Annotated in this window: 15 protein-coding genes; 9 read left to right on the top strand and 6 right to left on the bottom strand. The window is 71.1% G+C overall.

The features are described 5' to 3' along the window. Positions 1-62 precede the first annotated feature (62 nt). From argS to prfA, 8 genes are all read left to right on the top strand, one after another. Positions 63-1718: an arginine--tRNA ligase gene (gene argS, locus I4Q55_RS32200; RefSeq protein ID WP_206793175.1), complete on the top strand. Its 1656-nt coding sequence runs from the start codon at positions 63-65 to the stop codon at positions 1716-1718. 3 nt (positions 1719-1721) lie between these two features. After that, entirely contained in the window at positions 1722-3152 is a 1431-nt protein-coding gene (gene lysA, locus I4Q55_RS32195; protein ID WP_206793173.1) for a diaminopimelate decarboxylase, read from the top strand. Between the two features lie 6 nt (positions 3153-3158). Further along, positions 3159-4469, top strand: coding sequence for a homoserine dehydrogenase (locus tag I4Q55_RS32190; RefSeq protein ID WP_206793171.1), 1311 nt, complete (start codon positions 3159-3161; stop codon positions 4467-4469). After that, entirely contained in the window at positions 4466-5527 is a 1062-nt protein-coding gene (gene thrC, locus I4Q55_RS32185) for a threonine synthase (protein ID WP_206793169.1), read from the top strand. Before I4Q55_RS32190 ends, thrC begins: the two co-directional genes overlap by 4 nt. Positions 5528-5630: 103 nt before the next feature. Then, positions 5631-6515 (top strand): homoserine kinase, encoded by an 885-nt coding sequence (gene thrB, locus I4Q55_RS32180; RefSeq protein WP_206793167.1) that lies wholly within the window; start codon positions 5631-5633, stop codon positions 6513-6515. A gap of 410 nt (positions 6516-6925) precedes the next feature. Further along, the gene (gene rho, locus I4Q55_RS32175; protein ID WP_206793165.1) at positions 6926-8899 is read left to right on the top strand and encodes a transcription termination factor Rho; all 1974 of its coding nucleotides are present in this window, start codon (positions 6926-6928) and stop codon (positions 8897-8899) included. A gap of 182 nt (positions 8900-9081) precedes the next feature. Beyond that, entirely contained in the window at positions 9082-9309 is a 228-nt protein-coding gene (gene rpmE / locus I4Q55_RS32170; protein ID WP_003102730.1) for a 50S ribosomal protein L31, read from the top strand. Positions 9310-9389: 80 nt separating this feature from the next. Continuing rightward, on the top strand, positions 9390-10460 hold the full coding sequence (prfA, locus tag I4Q55_RS32165; protein WP_206793163.1) for a peptide chain release factor 1: 1071 nt from the start codon (positions 9390-9392) through the stop codon (positions 10458-10460). A 29-nt stretch (positions 10461-10489) separates the two neighbouring features. Here the strand turns inward: prfA and I4Q55_RS32160 are convergent, their stop codons facing one another. From I4Q55_RS32160 to I4Q55_RS32135, 6 genes are all read right to left on the bottom strand, one after another. Next, positions 10490-10933 carry a hypothetical protein gene (locus I4Q55_RS32160; protein WP_206793161.1) on the bottom strand — a complete coding sequence of 148 codons (444 nt, stop codon included), beginning with the start codon at positions 10931-10933 and terminating at the stop codon, positions 10490-10492. 90 nt (positions 10934-11023) lie between these two features. Then, entirely contained in the window at positions 11024-11401 is a 378-nt protein-coding gene (locus tag I4Q55_RS32155) for a VOC family protein (protein ID WP_206793159.1), read from the bottom strand. A 10-nt stretch (positions 11402-11411) separates the two neighbouring features. Continuing rightward, positions 11412-12698, bottom strand: coding sequence for a hypothetical protein (locus tag I4Q55_RS32150; protein ID WP_206793157.1), 1287 nt, complete (start codon positions 12696-12698; stop codon positions 11412-11414). Positions 12699-12723: 25 nt separating this feature from the next. After that, complete coding sequence (locus I4Q55_RS32145; RefSeq protein WP_206793155.1) at positions 12724-13989, bottom strand: mannosyltransferase family protein; 1266 nt, start codon at positions 13987-13989, stop codon at positions 12724-12726. Then, the gene (locus tag I4Q55_RS32140) at positions 13982-14413 is read right to left on the bottom strand and encodes a GtrA family protein (RefSeq protein ID WP_206793153.1); all 432 of its coding nucleotides are present in this window, start codon (positions 14411-14413) and stop codon (positions 13982-13984) included. The genes I4Q55_RS32145 and I4Q55_RS32140 overlap by 8 nt, the downstream gene beginning before the upstream one ends. Beyond that, positions 14410-15414, bottom strand: a complete 1005-nt coding sequence (locus I4Q55_RS32135; protein ID WP_206793151.1) for a glycosyltransferase family 2 protein — start codon at positions 15412-15414, stop codon at positions 14410-14412. Before I4Q55_RS32135 ends, I4Q55_RS32140 begins: the two co-directional genes overlap by 4 nt. Before the next feature lie 244 nt (positions 15415-15658). Here I4Q55_RS32135 and prmC point away from each other — a divergent pair, with 244 nt between their 5' ends. Next, positions 15659-16525 (top strand): peptide chain release factor N(5)-glutamine methyltransferase, encoded by an 867-nt coding sequence (gene prmC / locus I4Q55_RS32130; protein ID WP_091317424.1) that lies wholly within the window; start codon positions 15659-15661, stop codon positions 16523-16525. Positions 16526-16720: the final 195 nt, after the last annotated feature.

Below are 16720 nucleotides of genomic sequence, written 5' to 3'. Positions count from 1 at the left end.
CCACCGTGACGTGTTCGAGACCGATGCAAGCGCCCGACCAGGCCACACCTAGAATTCGGCAGGTGACTCCCGCCGCTCTCGCCGACCTGGTCCGCAGCTCCGCCGTGCAGGTGCTCGCCGCACGCGGCATCGACGACGCCGTGCTGCCGGAGCAGGTGACCATCGAACGCCCGCGCAACCCCGACCACGGCGACTACGCGACGAACCTCGCCCTGCAGGTGGCCAAGAAGGCCGGCCTCAAGCCCCGTGACTTCGCCGAGGCGCTGGCCGAGGCGGTCTCGGCCGACGACGGCGTCGCCTCCGCCGAGGTCGCCGGCCCCGGCTTCCTCAACTTCCGGCTCGCCGCGGCCGCCCAGGGCGACATCGTGCGCCAGGTGCTCGACGCCGGCGCCGCGTACGGCCGCGGTGCCGCGCTGGCCGGGACGAAGATCAACCTCGAGTTCGTCTCGGCGAACCCGACCGGTCCGATCCACCTCGGCGGCACCCGCTGGGCCGCGGTCGGCGACGCGCTGGGCCGCGTGCTGGCCGCGCAGGGCGGCGACGTCACCCGCGAGTACTACTTCAACGACGCCGGCGCCCAGATCGACCGGTTCGTCCGCTCGCTGATCGCCGCCGCGAAGGGCGAGCCCGCGCCGGAGGACGGCTACGCGGGCGGCTACATCAACGACATCGCCGCCGAGGTCATCAAGGCCGAGCCGAGCGCGCTGTCGCTGGCCGACGCCGAGCGCCACGAGACGTTCCGCCGGATCGGCATCAACCTCATGTTCGGCGAGATCAAGCAGAGCCTGCACGAGTTCGGCACCGACTTCGACGTCTACTTCCACGAGAACTCGCTGCACGAGTCGGGCGCGGTCGACGCCGCCGTCCAGCAGCTGAAGGACTCCGGGAACCTGTACTTCGACGACGGCGCCTGGTGGCTGAAGTCGTCGGAGTACGGCGACGACAAGGACCGCGTCGTCATCAAGCAGGACGGCAACCCGGCCTACATCGCCGGCGACCTCGCCTACTTCAAGGACAAGCGCAACCGCGGCTTCGACCTGTGCATCTACATGCTCGGCGCCGACCACCACGGCTACATCGCCCGGCTCAAGGCCGCGGCGGCCGCGTTCGGCGACGACCCGGGCACGGTCGAGGTGCTGATCGGCCAGATGGTCAACCTGGTCAGCGAGGGCAAGCCGGTCCGGATGTCCAAGCGCGCGGGCACCGTGATCACCATGGAGGACCTCGTCGAGGCCGTCGGCGTCGACCCGGCCCGCTACGAGCTGATCCGGTACTCCGTCGACTCCACTTTGGACGTCGACCTGGACCTGCTGCGCAAGCACTCCAACGACAACCCGGTCTACTACGTCCAGTACGCGCACGCGCGGCTGGCGTCGCTGCAGCGCAACGCCGCCGATCTCGGCATCAAGTCCACTTCGGACGTCGACTTCGGACTCCTGACGCTGCCCGCCGAGGGCGACCTGATCCGCACCATCGGCGAGTTCCCGGAAACCGTGCGCCGCGCCGCCGAAATGCGGGAGCCGCACCGGATCGCGCGCTACCTCGAAGAACTCGCGGGCGCCTACCACAAGTTCTACACCGTGGGTCGCGTGCTGCCCATGGGCGACGAAGAGGTGACCCCGCTGACGTACGCCCGGCTCGCGCTGTGCGAAGCCGCCCGCCAGGTGCTGGCGAACGGCCTCGCGCTCCTCGGTGTCTCCGCTCCGGAACGGATGTAAGAAATGGCGCACCCCGCGGGCCCCAGGCACGCCGACGTCTACCCCCACGCCGACACCTCCGGGCTCCAGCCGTCCGGGGTCGAGGAACTCGACAAGCTGCCGGCGAAGGTCTGGCCGCGCAACACCTTCCGCGCCGCGGACGGCGTCGTCCGGATCGCCGGCGTCGACGTCCGGGAGCTGGCCGAACAGCACGGCACGCCCCTGTTCGTGGTCGACGAAGCCGACTTCAAGTCGCGCTGCGCGGACTACGCCGAGGCGTTCGACGACCCGTCGCTCGTGCACTACGCCTCCAAGGCGTTCCTCTCCATCGAGGTCGCCCGCTGGGTGGCCGAGCAGGGGCTGAGCCTCGACGTCTGCAGCGGCGGCGAGCTCGCCGTGGCGCAGCGGGCGGACTTCCCGGCCGAGCGGATCACCTTCCACGGCAACAACAAGTCGCCCGCCGAGCTCGAAGCCGCGGTCGTCGCCGGGGTCGGCACGGTCGTGCTCGACTCCTACTTCGAGATCGCCCGGCTGGCCGACATCGCCGCGCGCCACGACGTCGTGCAGCCGGTGCTGATCCGGGTGACCGTCGGCGTCGAGGCACACACCCACGAGTTCATCGCGACCGCCCACGAGGACCAGAAGTTCGGCTTCTCCCTCGCGAGCGGCGACGCCGCCGAGGCGGTCCGCCGGGTGCTCAACGCGCGCTCGCTCAAGCTCGTCGGCCTGCACAGCCACATCGGCTCGCAGATCTTCGACGCCGACGGCTTCGAGGTCGCCGCCCGCCGGGTCGTCGGGCTGCTCGCCGACCTGGCCAAGGAACACGGCCCCGAGCTGCTCGACCAGCTGAGCCTGGTCGACCTCGGCGGCGGGTTCGGCATCGCCTACACCGAGAAGGACAACCCGCCGCCGCCCGCGCAGATGATCACGCAGATCCGCGAGATCGTCCGCAAGGAGTGCGCGTACGCGGGCCTGCCGGTGCCGCGGATCGCGGGCGAGCCCGGTCGCGCGATCGCCGGTCCGGGCACGGTCACGCTGTACGAAGTCGGCACCATCAAGGACGTCTCGCTCGGCGACGAGTCGGCACGCCGGTACGTCAGCGTCGACGGCGGGATGAGCGACAACATCCGCACCGCGCTCTACGACGCGGTGTACGACGTCCGGCTGGTTTCCCGCTCCGCGGGCGACAACGAGCAGCCGGTGCAGGCCGTGCTGTCCCGGGTCGTGGGAAAACACTGTGAGTCCGGCGACATCGTCGTACGAGACTGCTGGCTGCCCGACACGCTGGCTCCCGGCGACCTGCTGGCGGTCGCGGCGACCGGCGCGTACTGCTACTCGATGGCGAGCACGTACAACCGGATGCCCCGCCCGGCCGTGGTCGCCGTGCGCAACGGCAGCTCACGGCTGCTGCTGCGGCGCGAGACGACCGACGACATGCTGCGCCTGGAGGTCTGAGCACCAGTGTCTGCCCCCGAACGACGTCCGATCAGGGTCGCGCTGCTCGGCTGCGGGACCGTCGGCGGCCAGGTCGCCCGGCTGCTCACCGAGCAGGCGGGGGAGCTGGCCGCCCGCGCCGGCGCGCCGGTCGAGCTGGCCGGCATCGCCGTCCGCCGCCCGGACAAGCACCCCGAGCTGCCCCCGGAGCTGCTGACCGCCGACGTCGAGCAGCTCGTGACCAGCGACGACGTCGACGTCGTGGTCGAGCTGGTCGGCGGCATCGAGCCGGTCCGCGGCTGGCTGCTCGCCGCGCTGAAGGCCGGGAAGTCCGTCGTCACGGCGAACAAGGCGCTGCTGGCCGAGCACTCCGCCGACCTGTTCGAGGCCGCCGACGCGGCGGGTGCCGACCTCTACTTCGAGGCCGCCGTCGCCGGCGCCATCCCGCTGCTGCGCCCGCTGCGCGAGTCACTGGCCGGTGACCGGATCACCCGCGTGATGGGCATCGTCAACGGCACCACGAACTACATCCTGTCGGCGATGGACTCGACCGGCGCCGGCTACGCCGAGACGCTCGACGAGGCCAGCCGGCTCGGGTACGCCGAGGCCGACCCGACCGCCGACGTCGACGGCTACGACGCCGCGTCGAAGGCCGCGATCCTCGCTTCCCTCGCCTTCCACACCCGGGTGACGGCGTCGGACGTGCACCGGGAGGGCATCGCCGACGTCACCGCCGCCGACCTCGCCGCGGCCCGGATGCTCGGCCGCACGGTGAAGCTGCTGGCCATCTGCGAGCGGGTGACCGACGACGACGGCGTCGAGTCGGTGTCCGCCCGCGTGCACCCGGTGATGATCCCGCGCAGCCACCAGCTGGCCGGCGTCGGCGGCGCGTTCAACGCCGTCTACGTCGAGGCCGACGCCGCGGGCGAGCTGATGTTCTACGGCCAGGGCGCGGGCGGCGCGCCCACCGCCAGCGCGGTGCTCGGCGACCTCGTCGCGGTGGCCCGCAACCGGGTCGTCGCCGGCCGCGGCCCGCGCGAATCCGCGCACGCGGCCCTGCCGGTGCGGCCGATGGGCCAGACGCCGACCCGGTACCACGTCAGCCTTTCCGTGGCCGACCGCGCCGGCGTGCTCGCCCAGGTGGCGCAGGCGTTCGCCGACCACGGCGTCAGCATCGCGGCGGTGCGGCAGAGCGACGTCGGCGACCGCGCGAGCCTGGTCGTGGTGACGCACCAGGCGCCGGACGCCGCCTTGCAGTCCACTGTGGACGAGATCGCGCGGCTCGACGTCGTGCACGAAGTTGTCAGCGTGATGCGGGTGGAAGGCGAAGACCAGTGATCAGGCACCCCTGGCCGGGAATCATCGAGGCGTACCGGGACCGCGTCCCGGTCCCGGACGGGGCGCGGGTCGTCACGCTCGGGGAGGGCAACACGCCGCTGCTGCCCGCGCACCACCTGTCCGAGCTGACCGGCTGCGAGGTGCACCTCAAGGTCGAGGGCGCCAACCCGACCGGCTCGTTCAAGGACCGCGGGATGACCGTGGCCATCACGCACGCGCTGGCCAGCGGCCTCAAGGCGGTGATCTGCGCGTCGACCGGCAACACCTCCGCCTCGGCCGCCGCCTACGCCGCCCGCGCCGGGCTCACCTGCGCGGTGCTGGTGCCCCAGGGCAAGATCGCGATGGGCAAGCTCGCCCAGGCCGTGCTGCACGGCGCCCGGATCCTGCAGGTCGACGGCAACTTCGACGACTGCCTCGAGCTGGCCCGCAAGACCGCGGCCGACTACCCGGTCACGCTGGTCAACTCGGTCAACCCGGTGCGCATCGCCGGCCAGAAGACCGCGGCCTTCGAGGTCTGCGACGTGCTCGGCACGGCGCCGGACATCCACTGCCTGCCGGTCGGCAACGCCGGCAACATCACCGCCTACTGGGCGGGCTATGCGGAGTACGCGGCCGACGGTGTGGTGAAGAACACGCCGCGGATGTTCGGCTTCCAGGCGGCCGGCGCGGCGCCGCTGGTGCACGGCGAGCCGGTGGCGGACCCGGAGACGGTCGCGACCGCGATCCGGATCGGCAGCCCGGCGTCGTGGACGACCGCGGTGAAGGCCAAGGACGAGTCGAACGGCCTCTTCGAAGCCGTGACGGACGAGAAGATCCTCGAGGCCTACCGGCTGCTGGCCGGCCGCGAAGGCGTGTTCGTCGAGCCGGCGTCGGCCACCAGCGTGGCGGGCCTGCTGGCCACGGCCGCCGACGGCCGGCTGCCTCGCGGTTCGCGGGTTGTCTGCACGGTCACCGGGCACGGCCTGAAGGACCCGCAGACGGCGCTGGCGGGCAACGTCGAGGTCGAGCCCCTCGCCGTCGACCCCTCGGCGGTCGCGGCCGCCCTGGACCTGCGGTGACCCCCGGCTCTCCAGCGCCCCAATGTGGCCTTCGGTGCGTTGAACGCACCGAAGGCCACCTTGGGTGCGTTGAACGCACCCAAGGCCACCTTGGGGCGCTCTCGTGAGCGGGTTCCGGGTCACCGTCCCGGCGTCCACGGCGAACCTCGGGCCCGGCTTCGACGCCTTCGGGATGGCGCTGAGCCTGTACGACGTCGTCGAGGTGCGGGTCACCGAATCCGGGCTCAAGGTCGAGGTGGCGGACGTCGGCGCCGGCGGCGTCGCGGACGTCCCCACCGACGAAACCCACCTGGTGGTGCGGGCGATCCGCAAGACCTGCGCGCACCTCGGCGTCGAGCTGCCGGGCCTGCACCTGCGCTGCTTCAACGCGATCCCGCACGCGCGCGGCCTCGGCTCGTCGGCGGCCGCGGTGGTGTCCGGTGTCGCGGCGGGATACGCGCTGGCGGGGCGGGAAATCGACGCGTTCGACGCGCTGCAGCTGGCCGCCGGGTTCGAAGGCCACGCCGACAACGCGGCCGCGAGCCTGCTCGGCGGGCTGGTTCTGGCCTGGTGCGAAGGTGGCCGGTTCCACGCCGAACGGCTCACACCGCACGCGGCCATCCGGCCGGTCGCGGCCGTGCCGTCGGTGCGCTCGGCCACCGCGACCACGCGCGGCCTCCTGCCGGCGACCGTGCCGCACGCCGACGCCGCGCACAACGCCGGCCGCGCCGCGCTCGCCGTCCACGCGCTGACGGCGAAGCCGGAGCTGCTGCTCGCGGCCACCGAGGACCGGCTGCACCAGGACTACCGCGCCCCGGCGTACCCGGCGAGCACGGAGCTGGTGGCGACGCTCCGTGCACGGGGAGTGCCCGCCACCATCTCCGGCGCCGGTCCGACGGTGCTGGCGCTCACCACCGGGGGAATACTTCCGCCTGAGGTGGGCGTTACCGATTTCGACGTCCTCGAGCTGCCCGTGGATCTCACGGGCGTGCAGGTTGCGGCTCAGTAAAGGCTGGGTCACGTGGCCGACGTGGGAGCCGCCACGCGGGGGGTGGTTGTTGCACCCGGCACCGCCGCGGTCTACCCTCGGGGGCGTTCGATCACCGTGCGTTTCCGCACCCGATGCCGGTCCCGGGGAATCCCGGGGATCGCATCCTTCGTCGATCCGCCGAATCCGCACCGCCTGGCACGCGGGGTAACGCGGAGGGACGCAGGCGGGTTTCCGGTCTCGGCGGTGCCGAATTCCGTGTCCTCCGTTTGGAGGACGCAAACCCCTGTGGTGGAGGCGCTCCAGCTGTGTTTCGCACGGCCGAAGAGCTCATCTCGCGTATCGGGGGGCAACTACGCCGGTTCGCGATCAGAAGCGAGCGGCAGTCCGCTGATCCACCTGGAGGCGTGGATCGGTCAGGAAGGACATGTGTGAGCAACACCGATCTTTTGAGCGACGTGAGCGGCACGGCCGAGACGAACGGCACCGCCCCCGCTCCCAAGCGGACGGTCGGCGGGCTGACCGGTAAGACCGTCGCCGAACTGCGTTCGCTGGCTGGGGAGCTCGGCGTCGGCGAGACGACGGGCATGCGCAAGGGCGACCTGATCGCCGCGATCCGCGAGCGCCAGGGCAAGTCCCGCAAGCCGCGTGCGGCGGCCGAGACGCTGCCGCTCGAGGGTGTCGGCGAGCCGCCCAAGGCGGCTCCCAAGGCCGAGGCGAAGGCCGAAGCGCCTGCCGCTCCGGCGGAGACCAAGCCGGAGCCGAAGGCCGAGGCGCCCGCGTCCGCGCCGTCGGAGGCCCCGCCGCAGGCCGAGCGCCCGCAGCAGGACCGGCAGGACGGCGCCCAGGGCCAGGACGGCCAGCCCGAGGAGGGCGGCCGCAGCCGGCGTCGCCGCGGTGCCAACCGCGCCGCCGGGTCCCCGGACGGCCAGCAGGGCGGCGACCGCCAGCAGGGCCAGGGCGACCGGCAGCAGGGTGACCGCCAGCAGGGCGACCGCAACCGCGACCAGCAGCGCCAGGGCGGGGGCAACCGCGACAACCGGGGTGACAACCGCCAGGACGGCAACCGCGGCGACCGCCAGCGCAACAACCAGCAGGACGGCAACCGCGGCGGCCAGGACAACAACCGCGACAACCGCGCCCAGCAGGACGACGACGAGGAAGGCGGCCGTCGCGGCCGTCGCTTCCGCGACCGCCGTCGCCGGGGCAGCGGAGGCGGCCGGGCCGAAGGCGGTTCGCCGGACACCGAGATCCGCGAGGACGACGTCCTGCTGCCCGTCGCGGGCATCCTGGACGTGCTCGACAACTACGCGTTCGTGCGCACCTCCGGCTACCTCGCCGGCCCGAACGACGTGTACGTCTCGCTGTCGCTGGTCCGCAAGTACGGCCTGCGCCGCGGTGACGCCATCACCGGTGTCGTGCGCCAGCCGCGCGAGGGCGAGCAGCAGCGGCAGAAGTTCAACCCGCTGGTGCGCGTCGACTCGATCAACGGCCTGGAGCCGGACGAGGCCAAGCGGCGTCCCGACTTCACCAAGCTGACCCCGCTGTACCCGAACGAGCGCCTGCGCCTGGAGACCGAGTCGCACAAGCTCACGACCCGCGTGATCGACCTGATCATGCCGGTCGGCAAGGGGCAGCGCGCCCTGATCGTGTCGCCGCCGAAGGCCGGCAAGACCACGATCATGCAGGACATCGCGAACGCGATCTCCACGAACAACCCCGAGTGCCACCTGATGGTCGTCCTGGTCGACGAGCGTCCGGAAGAGGTCACCGACATGCAGCGTTCGGTGAAGGGCGAGGTCATCGCCTCGACCTTCGACCGGCCGCCGTCCGACCACACGTCGGTCGCGGAGCTGTCGATCGAGCGGGCCAAGCGCCTGGTCGAGATGGGCCACGACGTCGTCGTGCTGCTCGACTCGATCACGCGGCTGGGGCGTGCGTACAACCTGGCGGCCCCGGCGTCCGGCCGGATCCTGTCCGGTGGTGTCGACTCGACCGCGCTGTACCCGCCGAAGCGCTTCCTCGGTGCGGCCCGCAACATCGAGAACGGCGGCTCGCTGACCATCTTCGCCACGGCGATGGTCGAGACCGGCTCGACGATGGACACGGTCATCTTCGAGGAGTTCAAGGGCACCGGCAACGCCGAGCTCAAGCTCGACCGGAAGATCGCCGAGCGCCGCGTGTTCCCGGCGGTCGACGTCAACCCGTCCGGTACCCGCAAGGACGAGCTGCTGCTCTCGCCGGACGAGCTCGCGGTCACCGTGAAGCTGAGCCGGGTGCTGCACGCGCTCGACTCGCAGCAGGCCATCGACCTGCTGATCTCGCGGCTGCGGAAGACCAAGACCAACGTCGAGTTCCTCATGCAGGTCTCGAAGACCGCCCTCGGCGGCGGCGAAGACGACTGAGTCCTGGCTGTGGAAGGGGCCTCCCCGGGCGACCGGGGAGGCCCCTTCCACGTCGGGAATAGCTGGTCAGCGGGGTGCGTTCCAGTACACGTCTGCCCGTCTGGCAGAATTACCCGCTGAAGTCCGGCGCCGGTTCACCCCGTGGAACGACTGGGGACCCGGAGCCAACGAGAGAGGACACCATGAAGAGCGGTATTCACCCCGAGTACGTGGTCACGAACGTGAACTGCGACTGCGGCAACAGCTTCACCACGCGCAGCACCAAGACCAGCGGCAACATCCACGTCGAGATCTGCTCGAACTGCCACCCGTTCTACACGGGCAAGCAGAAGATCATGGACACCGGTGGCCGGGTCGCGCGCTTCGAGGCTCGCTACGGCAAGCGCCAGAAGAAGGCCGACGCCAAGTAGCTTTTTCCACGGCGCCCATCCGGTACTCCCGGGTGGGCGCCGTTCTTTATGGTTTTGACCCGGGCTGAGAGGTGGCAGAGGTGGATTCGAGCTCGCTCAAGGGGCTGCTCGCCGAGCACGCGGAGCTGGAGCAGCAGCTGGCGGACCCGGCGGTGCACGCCGACCAGGGGCGCGCCCGCAAGCTCGGCCGCCGCTACGCCGAGCTGACGCCCGTGGTGCGCGCGGTCCACGAGCTGGACACCACCCGGGACGACCTCGCGGCCGCGCGGGAGATGGCCGCGGAGGACGCCGAGTTCGCCGCGGAAGCCGACGAGCTGGCCGCGCGGATCCCCGACCTGGAGTCGAAGCTCACCGAGCTGCTGCTGCCGCGCGACCCGTACGACGGCTCCGACGTCGTGATGGAGATCAAGTCCGGCGAGGGCGGCGAGGAGTCGGCCCTGTTCGCCGGCGACCTGCTGCGCATGTACCTGCGCTACGCCGAGCGCCACGGCTGGAAGGCGGAGGTCCTCGACTCGGTCGACTCCGACCTGGGCGGCTTCAAGGACGTCACGCTGTCGATCAAGAGCAAGACGGCCGACGTCGACGGCGTGTGGTCCCGCCTGAAGTTCGAGGGCGGCGTCCACCGCGTCCAGCGCGTCCCGGCGACCGAGTCCCAGGGCCGCATCCACACGTCGGCGGCCGGGGTCCTGATCTATCCGGAGCCGGAGGAGGTCGAGGTCGAGATCGACGCAGGCGACCTGCGCATCGACGTGTTCCGGTCGTCCGGGCCGGGTGGCCAGAGCGTCAACACGACCGACTCGGCGGTCCGGATCACGCACCTGCCGACCGGCATCGTGGTGTCCTGCCAGAACGAGAAGTCCCAGATCCAGAACCGCGCCCGGGCGCTGCAGGTGCTCCAGGCCCGCCTGCAGGCGATCGCGGAGGAGGAGGCGGCGGCGAAGGCGTCGGACGCCCGCCGTTCGCAGGTCCGCACGGTGGACCGCTCGGAGCGGGTGCGGACGTACAACTTCCCGGAGAACCGCATTTCGGACCACCGGGTGAACTACAAGGCCTACAACCTGGACCAGGTCCTGGACGGCGACCTGGACGGTGTGCTGGACGCCCTGGCGACCGCGGACCGCGAAGAGCGCCTGGCGGCCCAGTCGGGCTGAGCCGCCCACGGCGGCCCAGCCCGGGGGGCTCAGCCGCAGGCGACCGGGCCGGCCGAGGCGCGGAACTGGTTCACCGAGCCGGTGCCCAGCGACAGGCTGCCGGACACGTAGATGCACAGGCCGTCGGTGCGGGTCACCACGACCCCGCCCGCGTAGGTGGAGAACGTGCCCGAGTCGGTCACCGGGGTGGTCATGCGTTCCGTGCGGATGCTGACCGACATCGGGTGCGACCCGGACATGTTGTCGTAGACCTTCGCGCAGTTGGTGCCGCCGTTCGCGCTGGAGTACCAGAGGCGGAGGACGCCGGCCTGTTCTCCGAGCGAGTTGCTCAGCAGCTTCGGCAACCCGTAGTTGCGGATCTCGGTACCCGGACAGGTCGCCACCGCGGCGACGGCCTGCGTGGCGGGCACCGCGGTGCACGCCGCGGCCACCACCCCGGCGACGACGGCGAACTTCTTGATGAACGACTGCATTGCTGCCTCCCTCGGGTGCGCGGTCCCGGAGCTGTCCCCGGAGCGCCGCTGCCACCACGCGCGAGAGGCTGGGGCGGTTTACCCGGTGGCTCAGGAGGGCCGGACCAGCCAGCACAGGCAGAAGGGGTGCCCGGCGGGGTCGGCGTAGACCTGGAAGTCGTCCCCGGCCGTGTTGCCCGCGGCCGGCTTCAGCACCGTGGCGCCGAGGGCCATGACGTGCTCGTGGGCTTCGGCGAAGTCCTCGACCCACAGGTCGAGGTGGATCTGCTGCTGGGTCGGGCCGACGGGCCACTCGGGCGGTACGTGGCCGGGCGCGAGCTGCACCCCGACCCGCGGCGCCCCGTCCACCAGCACCATGTGCCAGTCGCCGTCTTCGTCGACCTCGCCGCCGAGCACACCCGCCCAGAAGCGGCTCTCGGCCGCGAGGTCGGCCGCGTCGAAGGTGACCACCTGGTGCATGATGCGCATAGCTGTCCCCTTACCGGATGAGCGGCTCCCGCACGCGGTGCCGGCGGAAGTCCCACACGGCGTACCGGACCAGCACGACCAGCGCGCACAGCTCCAGGGCCGCGAGAATGCGGAAGTCGACCGCTTCCCCGCCTGGCTTCGCGAAGAAGATGTTCGGCATGTAGCACATGAGCGAGCAGAACTCGACGATGATCGGGACGTACCACAGCTGCCGCGGCAGGTAGAAGGCCAGGACGAGCGTCAGGACGTCGGCGAGGTAGAAGTAGCGTTCGTGCATCGACGGCAGGACGAACGGCACCAGCACCGCCGAGATCGCGCCGATCAGCAGGATCCGCGTGTCGGTCAGCTCGACCCGGCTGAGCACCACCAGCAGGCAGAGCGTGAAGACCAGCAACGCGGTCAGCAGCACCGCGGGGGTCTTCATCGCTTCCATGCCGTGCTCGCCGCGGAAGAACTGCCAGATGTTGGGCGCGCTGAGCGTCAGCTGCGGGTAGATGCCCGTCTGGCTGAAGTAGACCGTCAGCAGCTTCGACGGCGACGCGCCGGCCAGCAGCGCGGGGACGTCGAGCAGCAGGTAGACGACGGGGATCGCCACCAGGGCCCGCCACGGCACGCGGCCGAGCAGCACCATCACGAGCAGCAGCGGGAAGAGGAAGATCGCCTGCAGCTTGAACGAGAGCGCGAGCCCGAAGAAGACGCAGGCCCACCACGGCCGCTTCCGCAGCAGGAAGTACACGGCGCCGAGGGAGAAGGCGGTGTAGATCGCGTCGCCCTGGGCCCACATCGCGCTGTTGATCACGACGGTCGGCAGCATGAACGCGGTGAACGCGGCCGCGGCGGCGATCCAGCGCGACGGGTGCTTCAGCGCCACGATCCGGAACACGAAGAACGCGATCACCATGTCGAAGAAGACCGAGAAGGCCTTGATCCCGGCGAGCGGCGACGGCACCGGCAGGTGCGGCAGCAGGACCATGAAGTACCGGTACGGCGCGTTCAGGTCGGAGAACTCGTACTTGAGCGCCCCGATCCCGCCCTGGCTGACGACGAAGTCGTACCAGCGCCGGTAGAAGGCGGTGTAGTCCGCCGTCTGGTAGCGGAACAGGGACAGCCGGACCCCGAAGGCCAGCAGGACGAGCAGCACGGCGAGGACGATCACGTAGAACCGGCGGGTCCGTTCGGACGGACCTTCGGCGGACCCGGCCGGCGGCTCGTCCGTCACGGCGGCGATCTCGGTGGTCCGCTCGGTCGCCGAGGGTTCGTCCTCGGTCTCCCGGCGCAGCGACCCGGACAAGCTCATTTCCCGACTCTCCCCGTGGCCGTGCTCAGCCGGACCAGAAGCCCGTGATGAAGCGCAGGTAGATCATTCCGCAGACCAGCGCGTTCGCGTACAGGACCACGTGCACCGCGCCGCGCAGCCGCGGGCGGCGTTCGCCGAACAACACCAGGGCCACGTACATCACCAGGCACGGCAGCAGGTAGCGGTGCACCGACACCACGTTGTTGTTCATCGTCAGCATCACGATGGACGCGAACCCGAACAGCGCCAGCGGGACACCCTTCGAGCGCAGCGCCACCAGGACGTAGACCGAGCACGCGAACAGCAGCGTCAGGCCGATCATCGGCAGCACGTGGCTCATCAGCGTCCACGCGTCCATCCGGGTGTCGCCGAGCAGCGCGTGGCCGGTGATCTTCGCTTCGCGCCAGATCGTTTCGGCGATGTTCGGGTTGAACTTGTGGTACGACCACTCCCGCACGCCCTTGAGCGCGTTGAAGCTGGCGAAGAAGTCGCCGGTCTGGAGCTTCATGACGACCAGCACGCCGCCGAGGCCGAGGAACGCTCCCGGGAACCACAGCAGGTGCCACGACAGCAGGCCGCGCGGCTTCCAGCCCTTCGACCGCCAGAACTCCAGGAAGCACAGGCCGACGAACACCGCCGCGGTGATGCGGGACGCCGTCAGCGGGATCAGCGTCAGGCCCATCCAGAGCCACTGCCGGCGCAGCGCGAACAGGTAGGCCCAGAAGCCCAGCGCGCAGAACACCGCCTCGCTGTAGAACGAGTGCAGGAAGAACGCGGCGGGCGCGGTGAGGAACGCCGCGACGACCAGCCACGGGGCCCGCTCGCCGTCGAAGAAGTGGCGGCCGATCTTCAGCAGCGCGACCGCGGCCAGCCAGGTGGCCACCAGGTTGACCAGGAACCCGGCGGCGAGCAGGCCGAGCGTGCCGAAGCTGGCCGTCTGGACCAGCCAGACCAGGAACGGGAACACCGGGTAGAACGCCCGCGTCGGGGCGTAGCTGCCGGTGTAGGCGTGCATCGCGATCTCGCCGTAGTTGCCGGCGTCCCAGCGGTAGGTGTGCGCGAGCAGGCTCATCGTCGAGCCGATGCCGGTCTTCGGGATGCCCTCGTCGACCGGGCTGGACGGCGCGAACAGGTACGCCAGCGCGATCAGCACCACGTTCCAGGCCAGCACCACGGCGAAGACGCGGGCGTAGTCGCCGTTCAGCCAGGCCCAGCGGCCGGCGGAGGCCGGCTCGGGGCGTTTCGGCTCGACCTGGTCGGCGACCCGGGACTCCACGGCCGTGCTAGTCATGCGTAACCTCCGCGACCGGCGTGGCGGCCGCCGCGGGCCGGTGCCGGAAGACGACCTTGTGGTAGAGCACGTAGTTCCAGACCAGGCCGACCACGATCCCGGCGCCCTTCGGGACCAGCACGTTCACCCCGGGGAAGGCGCTGGTGACCGCGAAGATGATCGCCGCCTGCACGACCCACAGCCCGAACGCCGTGACGCCGAAGAACAGCAGCGCCTGCCGGCGGACGTCGCCGTCCTTGGCGCGGAAGGTGAAGTTCCGGTTCAGCGTGAAGCTGAGGAGCATGCCCGTGCTCGTCGAGATGAAGTTCGCCACGAACAGCGGGACGCCCAGCGTCACCAGCAGCGCGTAACCGAGGGCGTCGACGAGCGTGTTCGCCACGCCGACCGCCCCGAAGCGCAGCTGGGTCGCCGAGATCAGCTTCACCGGGTGCCTCGTCCCGCTTCGGCGCCCTCGCGGGCCTCGATCGGCACGCCCGGGCCCGTGCGGACCGACGCGACGCCGTAGAGCGGCCGGTTCTGCACCTGCGAGTACGTGCGGCCGATGTAGCTGCCGAGCACGCCGAGCATGATGATCTGGATCCCGCCGAGGAAGAACATCGCGATCCCGAGGAACGCCCAGCCGGGCACCGCGGTCTCCGGCGCGAACAGCTTGACGCCGCCGACGTAGAGGATCCCGACGAAGCTCAGGAACGAGATCAGGTAACCCATGCGGGTGATCATCCGCAGCGGCGTCACCGAGAAGCCGAGGATGCCGTCGGCGGCGAAGCGCAGCATCTTGCGCAGCGGGTAGCCGGTGACGCCGGCGTGCCGCTTGTCGCGGTCGAACAGCACGGCCGTCTGCTTGAAGCCGATGTAGCTGACCAGCCCGCGCAGGAAGCGGTCGCGCTCGCGGTACTTGCGCAGCTCGTCGACCACCTTGCGGTCGATCAGCCGGAAGTCGCCGGTGTTCTTCGGGATGTCGACCGCGGCCATCTTCCGCAGGAACCAGTAGAACCCGCCGGCGGTGAGCTTCTTGAACGCCGAGTCCTGGCGCGAGCGGCGCTGCGCGTAGACGACGTCGAAGCCCTCTTCCCACTTCTCGATCAGCTCGAGCGCCACCCGCGGCGGGTCCTGCATGTCGCTGTCCATGATGACGACGGCGTCCGCGTCGACCAGGTCGAGCCCGGCGGTGACGGCCATCTGGTGGCCGAAGTTGCGGGACAGCTCGACCACCGTGACCCGCTCGTCGCGGACGCTGAGCTCGGTGAGCTTGGCCAGCGAGCCGTCCCGGCTGCCGTCGTCGACGTAGAGGAAGCTGAAGTCGTACTTCCCGGCGAGCGGCCGGGTCACCTCGTCGACGGTCCGGTGCAGCAGGTCGATGTTCTCTTCCTCGTTGTAGATCGGGAAGATGAACGCCACCCGGCGGGTGATCGGCTCTGTGGGCACTGCGGGGCTCCCCGGAGTATGAAGTGCGGAACGGTTCGGGCGGCGCCGTGGAGCAGGCGAAACCCGACCCGGTGACCTGCATCCTAGAAGATCGGGCCTGCCGCGATCCCGGCACCCGGCGGGCGGGCAGTTGTCGGCCGCGGGCCCGGGGTGCCTCGATACGCTGGACGGCGTAGGACCGGCGCGTGTCCTCACGGGGGAGTTCCGCCTGGTGTGCCAGGCTCGACGAGGTGAAGGACGACGAGTGAATCGGCAGCCGCTGCGCCTGGCCATCATCGAGGCCACCCGGATCCTCGAGCGCGCGGGCGTCGCCTCGCCGCGCTTCGACGCCGAGGTGATCGCCGCGCACGTGCTCGGGGTCGAACGCGGCCGGCTGCCGATGGTGCCGCTGGTCGACCCGCCGGTCATCGAGGCCATCGGCCAGCTCGTCCAGCAACGCGCCAAGCGCATCCCGCTGCAGTACCTGACGGGCTGGGCGGCACTCGGTGACATCACCGTCGCGGTCGGTGCGGGGGTGTTCGTCCCCCGCCCGGAGACCGAGCTGCTGCTCGAGTGGGGCGTCAAGTTCCTCCAGGGCCGCGAGTTCCCGGTGGTGGTGGACCTGTGCACGGGGTCCGGCGCGCTGGCGCTGGCGGTGGCCAACGCCCGCCCGGACGCGGTGGTGTACGCGGTCGACATCGACCCGCAGGCCCTGGCCTGGGCCCGCCACAACGCGGACGTCCACGCGGACGCGGGCAACACCCCGATCAGGCTGTATTCGGGCGACATCGGCGACCCGACGATGTTCGCCGAGCTCGACGGCCTGGTCGACCTGGTGCTGTGCAACCCGCCGTACGTCCCGGAGGGCACCCCGGTGCCCCCGGAGGTGGCGGAGCACGACCCGCCGCGCGCGGTGTTCGCGGAGGAGAGCGGCCTGGCGGTGATCCGCCACGCGATCGCGGCGGGCGCGCGGCTGCTGCGTCCCGGGGGCGGACTGGCGATCGAGCACGACGACACGCACGGGTCGGCGGTCCCGGCGCTGGTCCGGGCCCGGCGGGTGCTGACGGGGGTCGAGGACCACGCGGACCTGACCGGGCGGGCCCGCTTCGTCACGGCCCGCCGGCTGGGCTGAGCAGAGCCACAGCCGCCGCGGGGGCGCCCCCCGTCTTCCACGCTACCGGCGGGCACCGACAGTTCCCGGCCAGATCCGGATGGTGACCCGGACTTGCCCACAGCCCCGGCCGAGCGCCCCAATGTGGCCTTCGGTGCGTCAGACGCACCCAAGGTGGCCTTCGGTGCGTTCAACGCCCCCAAGGCCCCCCTGGGG

It is taken from the genome of Amycolatopsis sp. MtRt-6 (genome assembly GCF_017308975.1).
In the GTDB taxonomy this organism is placed as follows: domain Bacteria; phylum Actinomycetota; class Actinomycetes; order Mycobacteriales; family Pseudonocardiaceae; genus Amycolatopsis.
The sequence above is the reverse complement of the archived record's forward strand: the minus strand, read 5'-3'. Positions and strand labels throughout refer to the sequence as shown.

Bases quoted from the DNA above. Each gene is read 5' to 3' on its own strand.
- lysA (WP_206793173.1), top strand. From the start codon at position 1,722: ATGGCGCACCCCGCGGGCCCCAGGCACGCCGACGTCTACCCCCACGCC.
- rpmE (WP_003102730.1), top strand. From the start codon at position 9,082: ATGAAGAGCGGTATTCACCCCGAGTACGTGGTCACGAACGTGAACTGC.
- I4Q55_RS32160 (WP_206793161.1), bottom strand. From the start codon at position 10,933: ATGCAGTCGTTCATCAAGAAGTTCGCCGTCGTCGCCGGGGTGGTGGCC.
- I4Q55_RS32155 (WP_206793159.1), bottom strand. From the start codon at position 11,401: ATGCGCATCATGCACCAGGTGGTCACCTTCGACGCGGCCGACCTCGCG.
- I4Q55_RS32150 (WP_206793157.1), bottom strand. From the start codon at position 12,698: ATGAGCTTGTCCGGGTCGCTGCGCCGGGAGACCGAGGACGAACCCTCG.
- I4Q55_RS32145 (WP_206793155.1), bottom strand. From the start codon at position 13,989: ATGACTAGCACGGCCGTGGAGTCCCGGGTCGCCGACCAGGTCGAGCCG.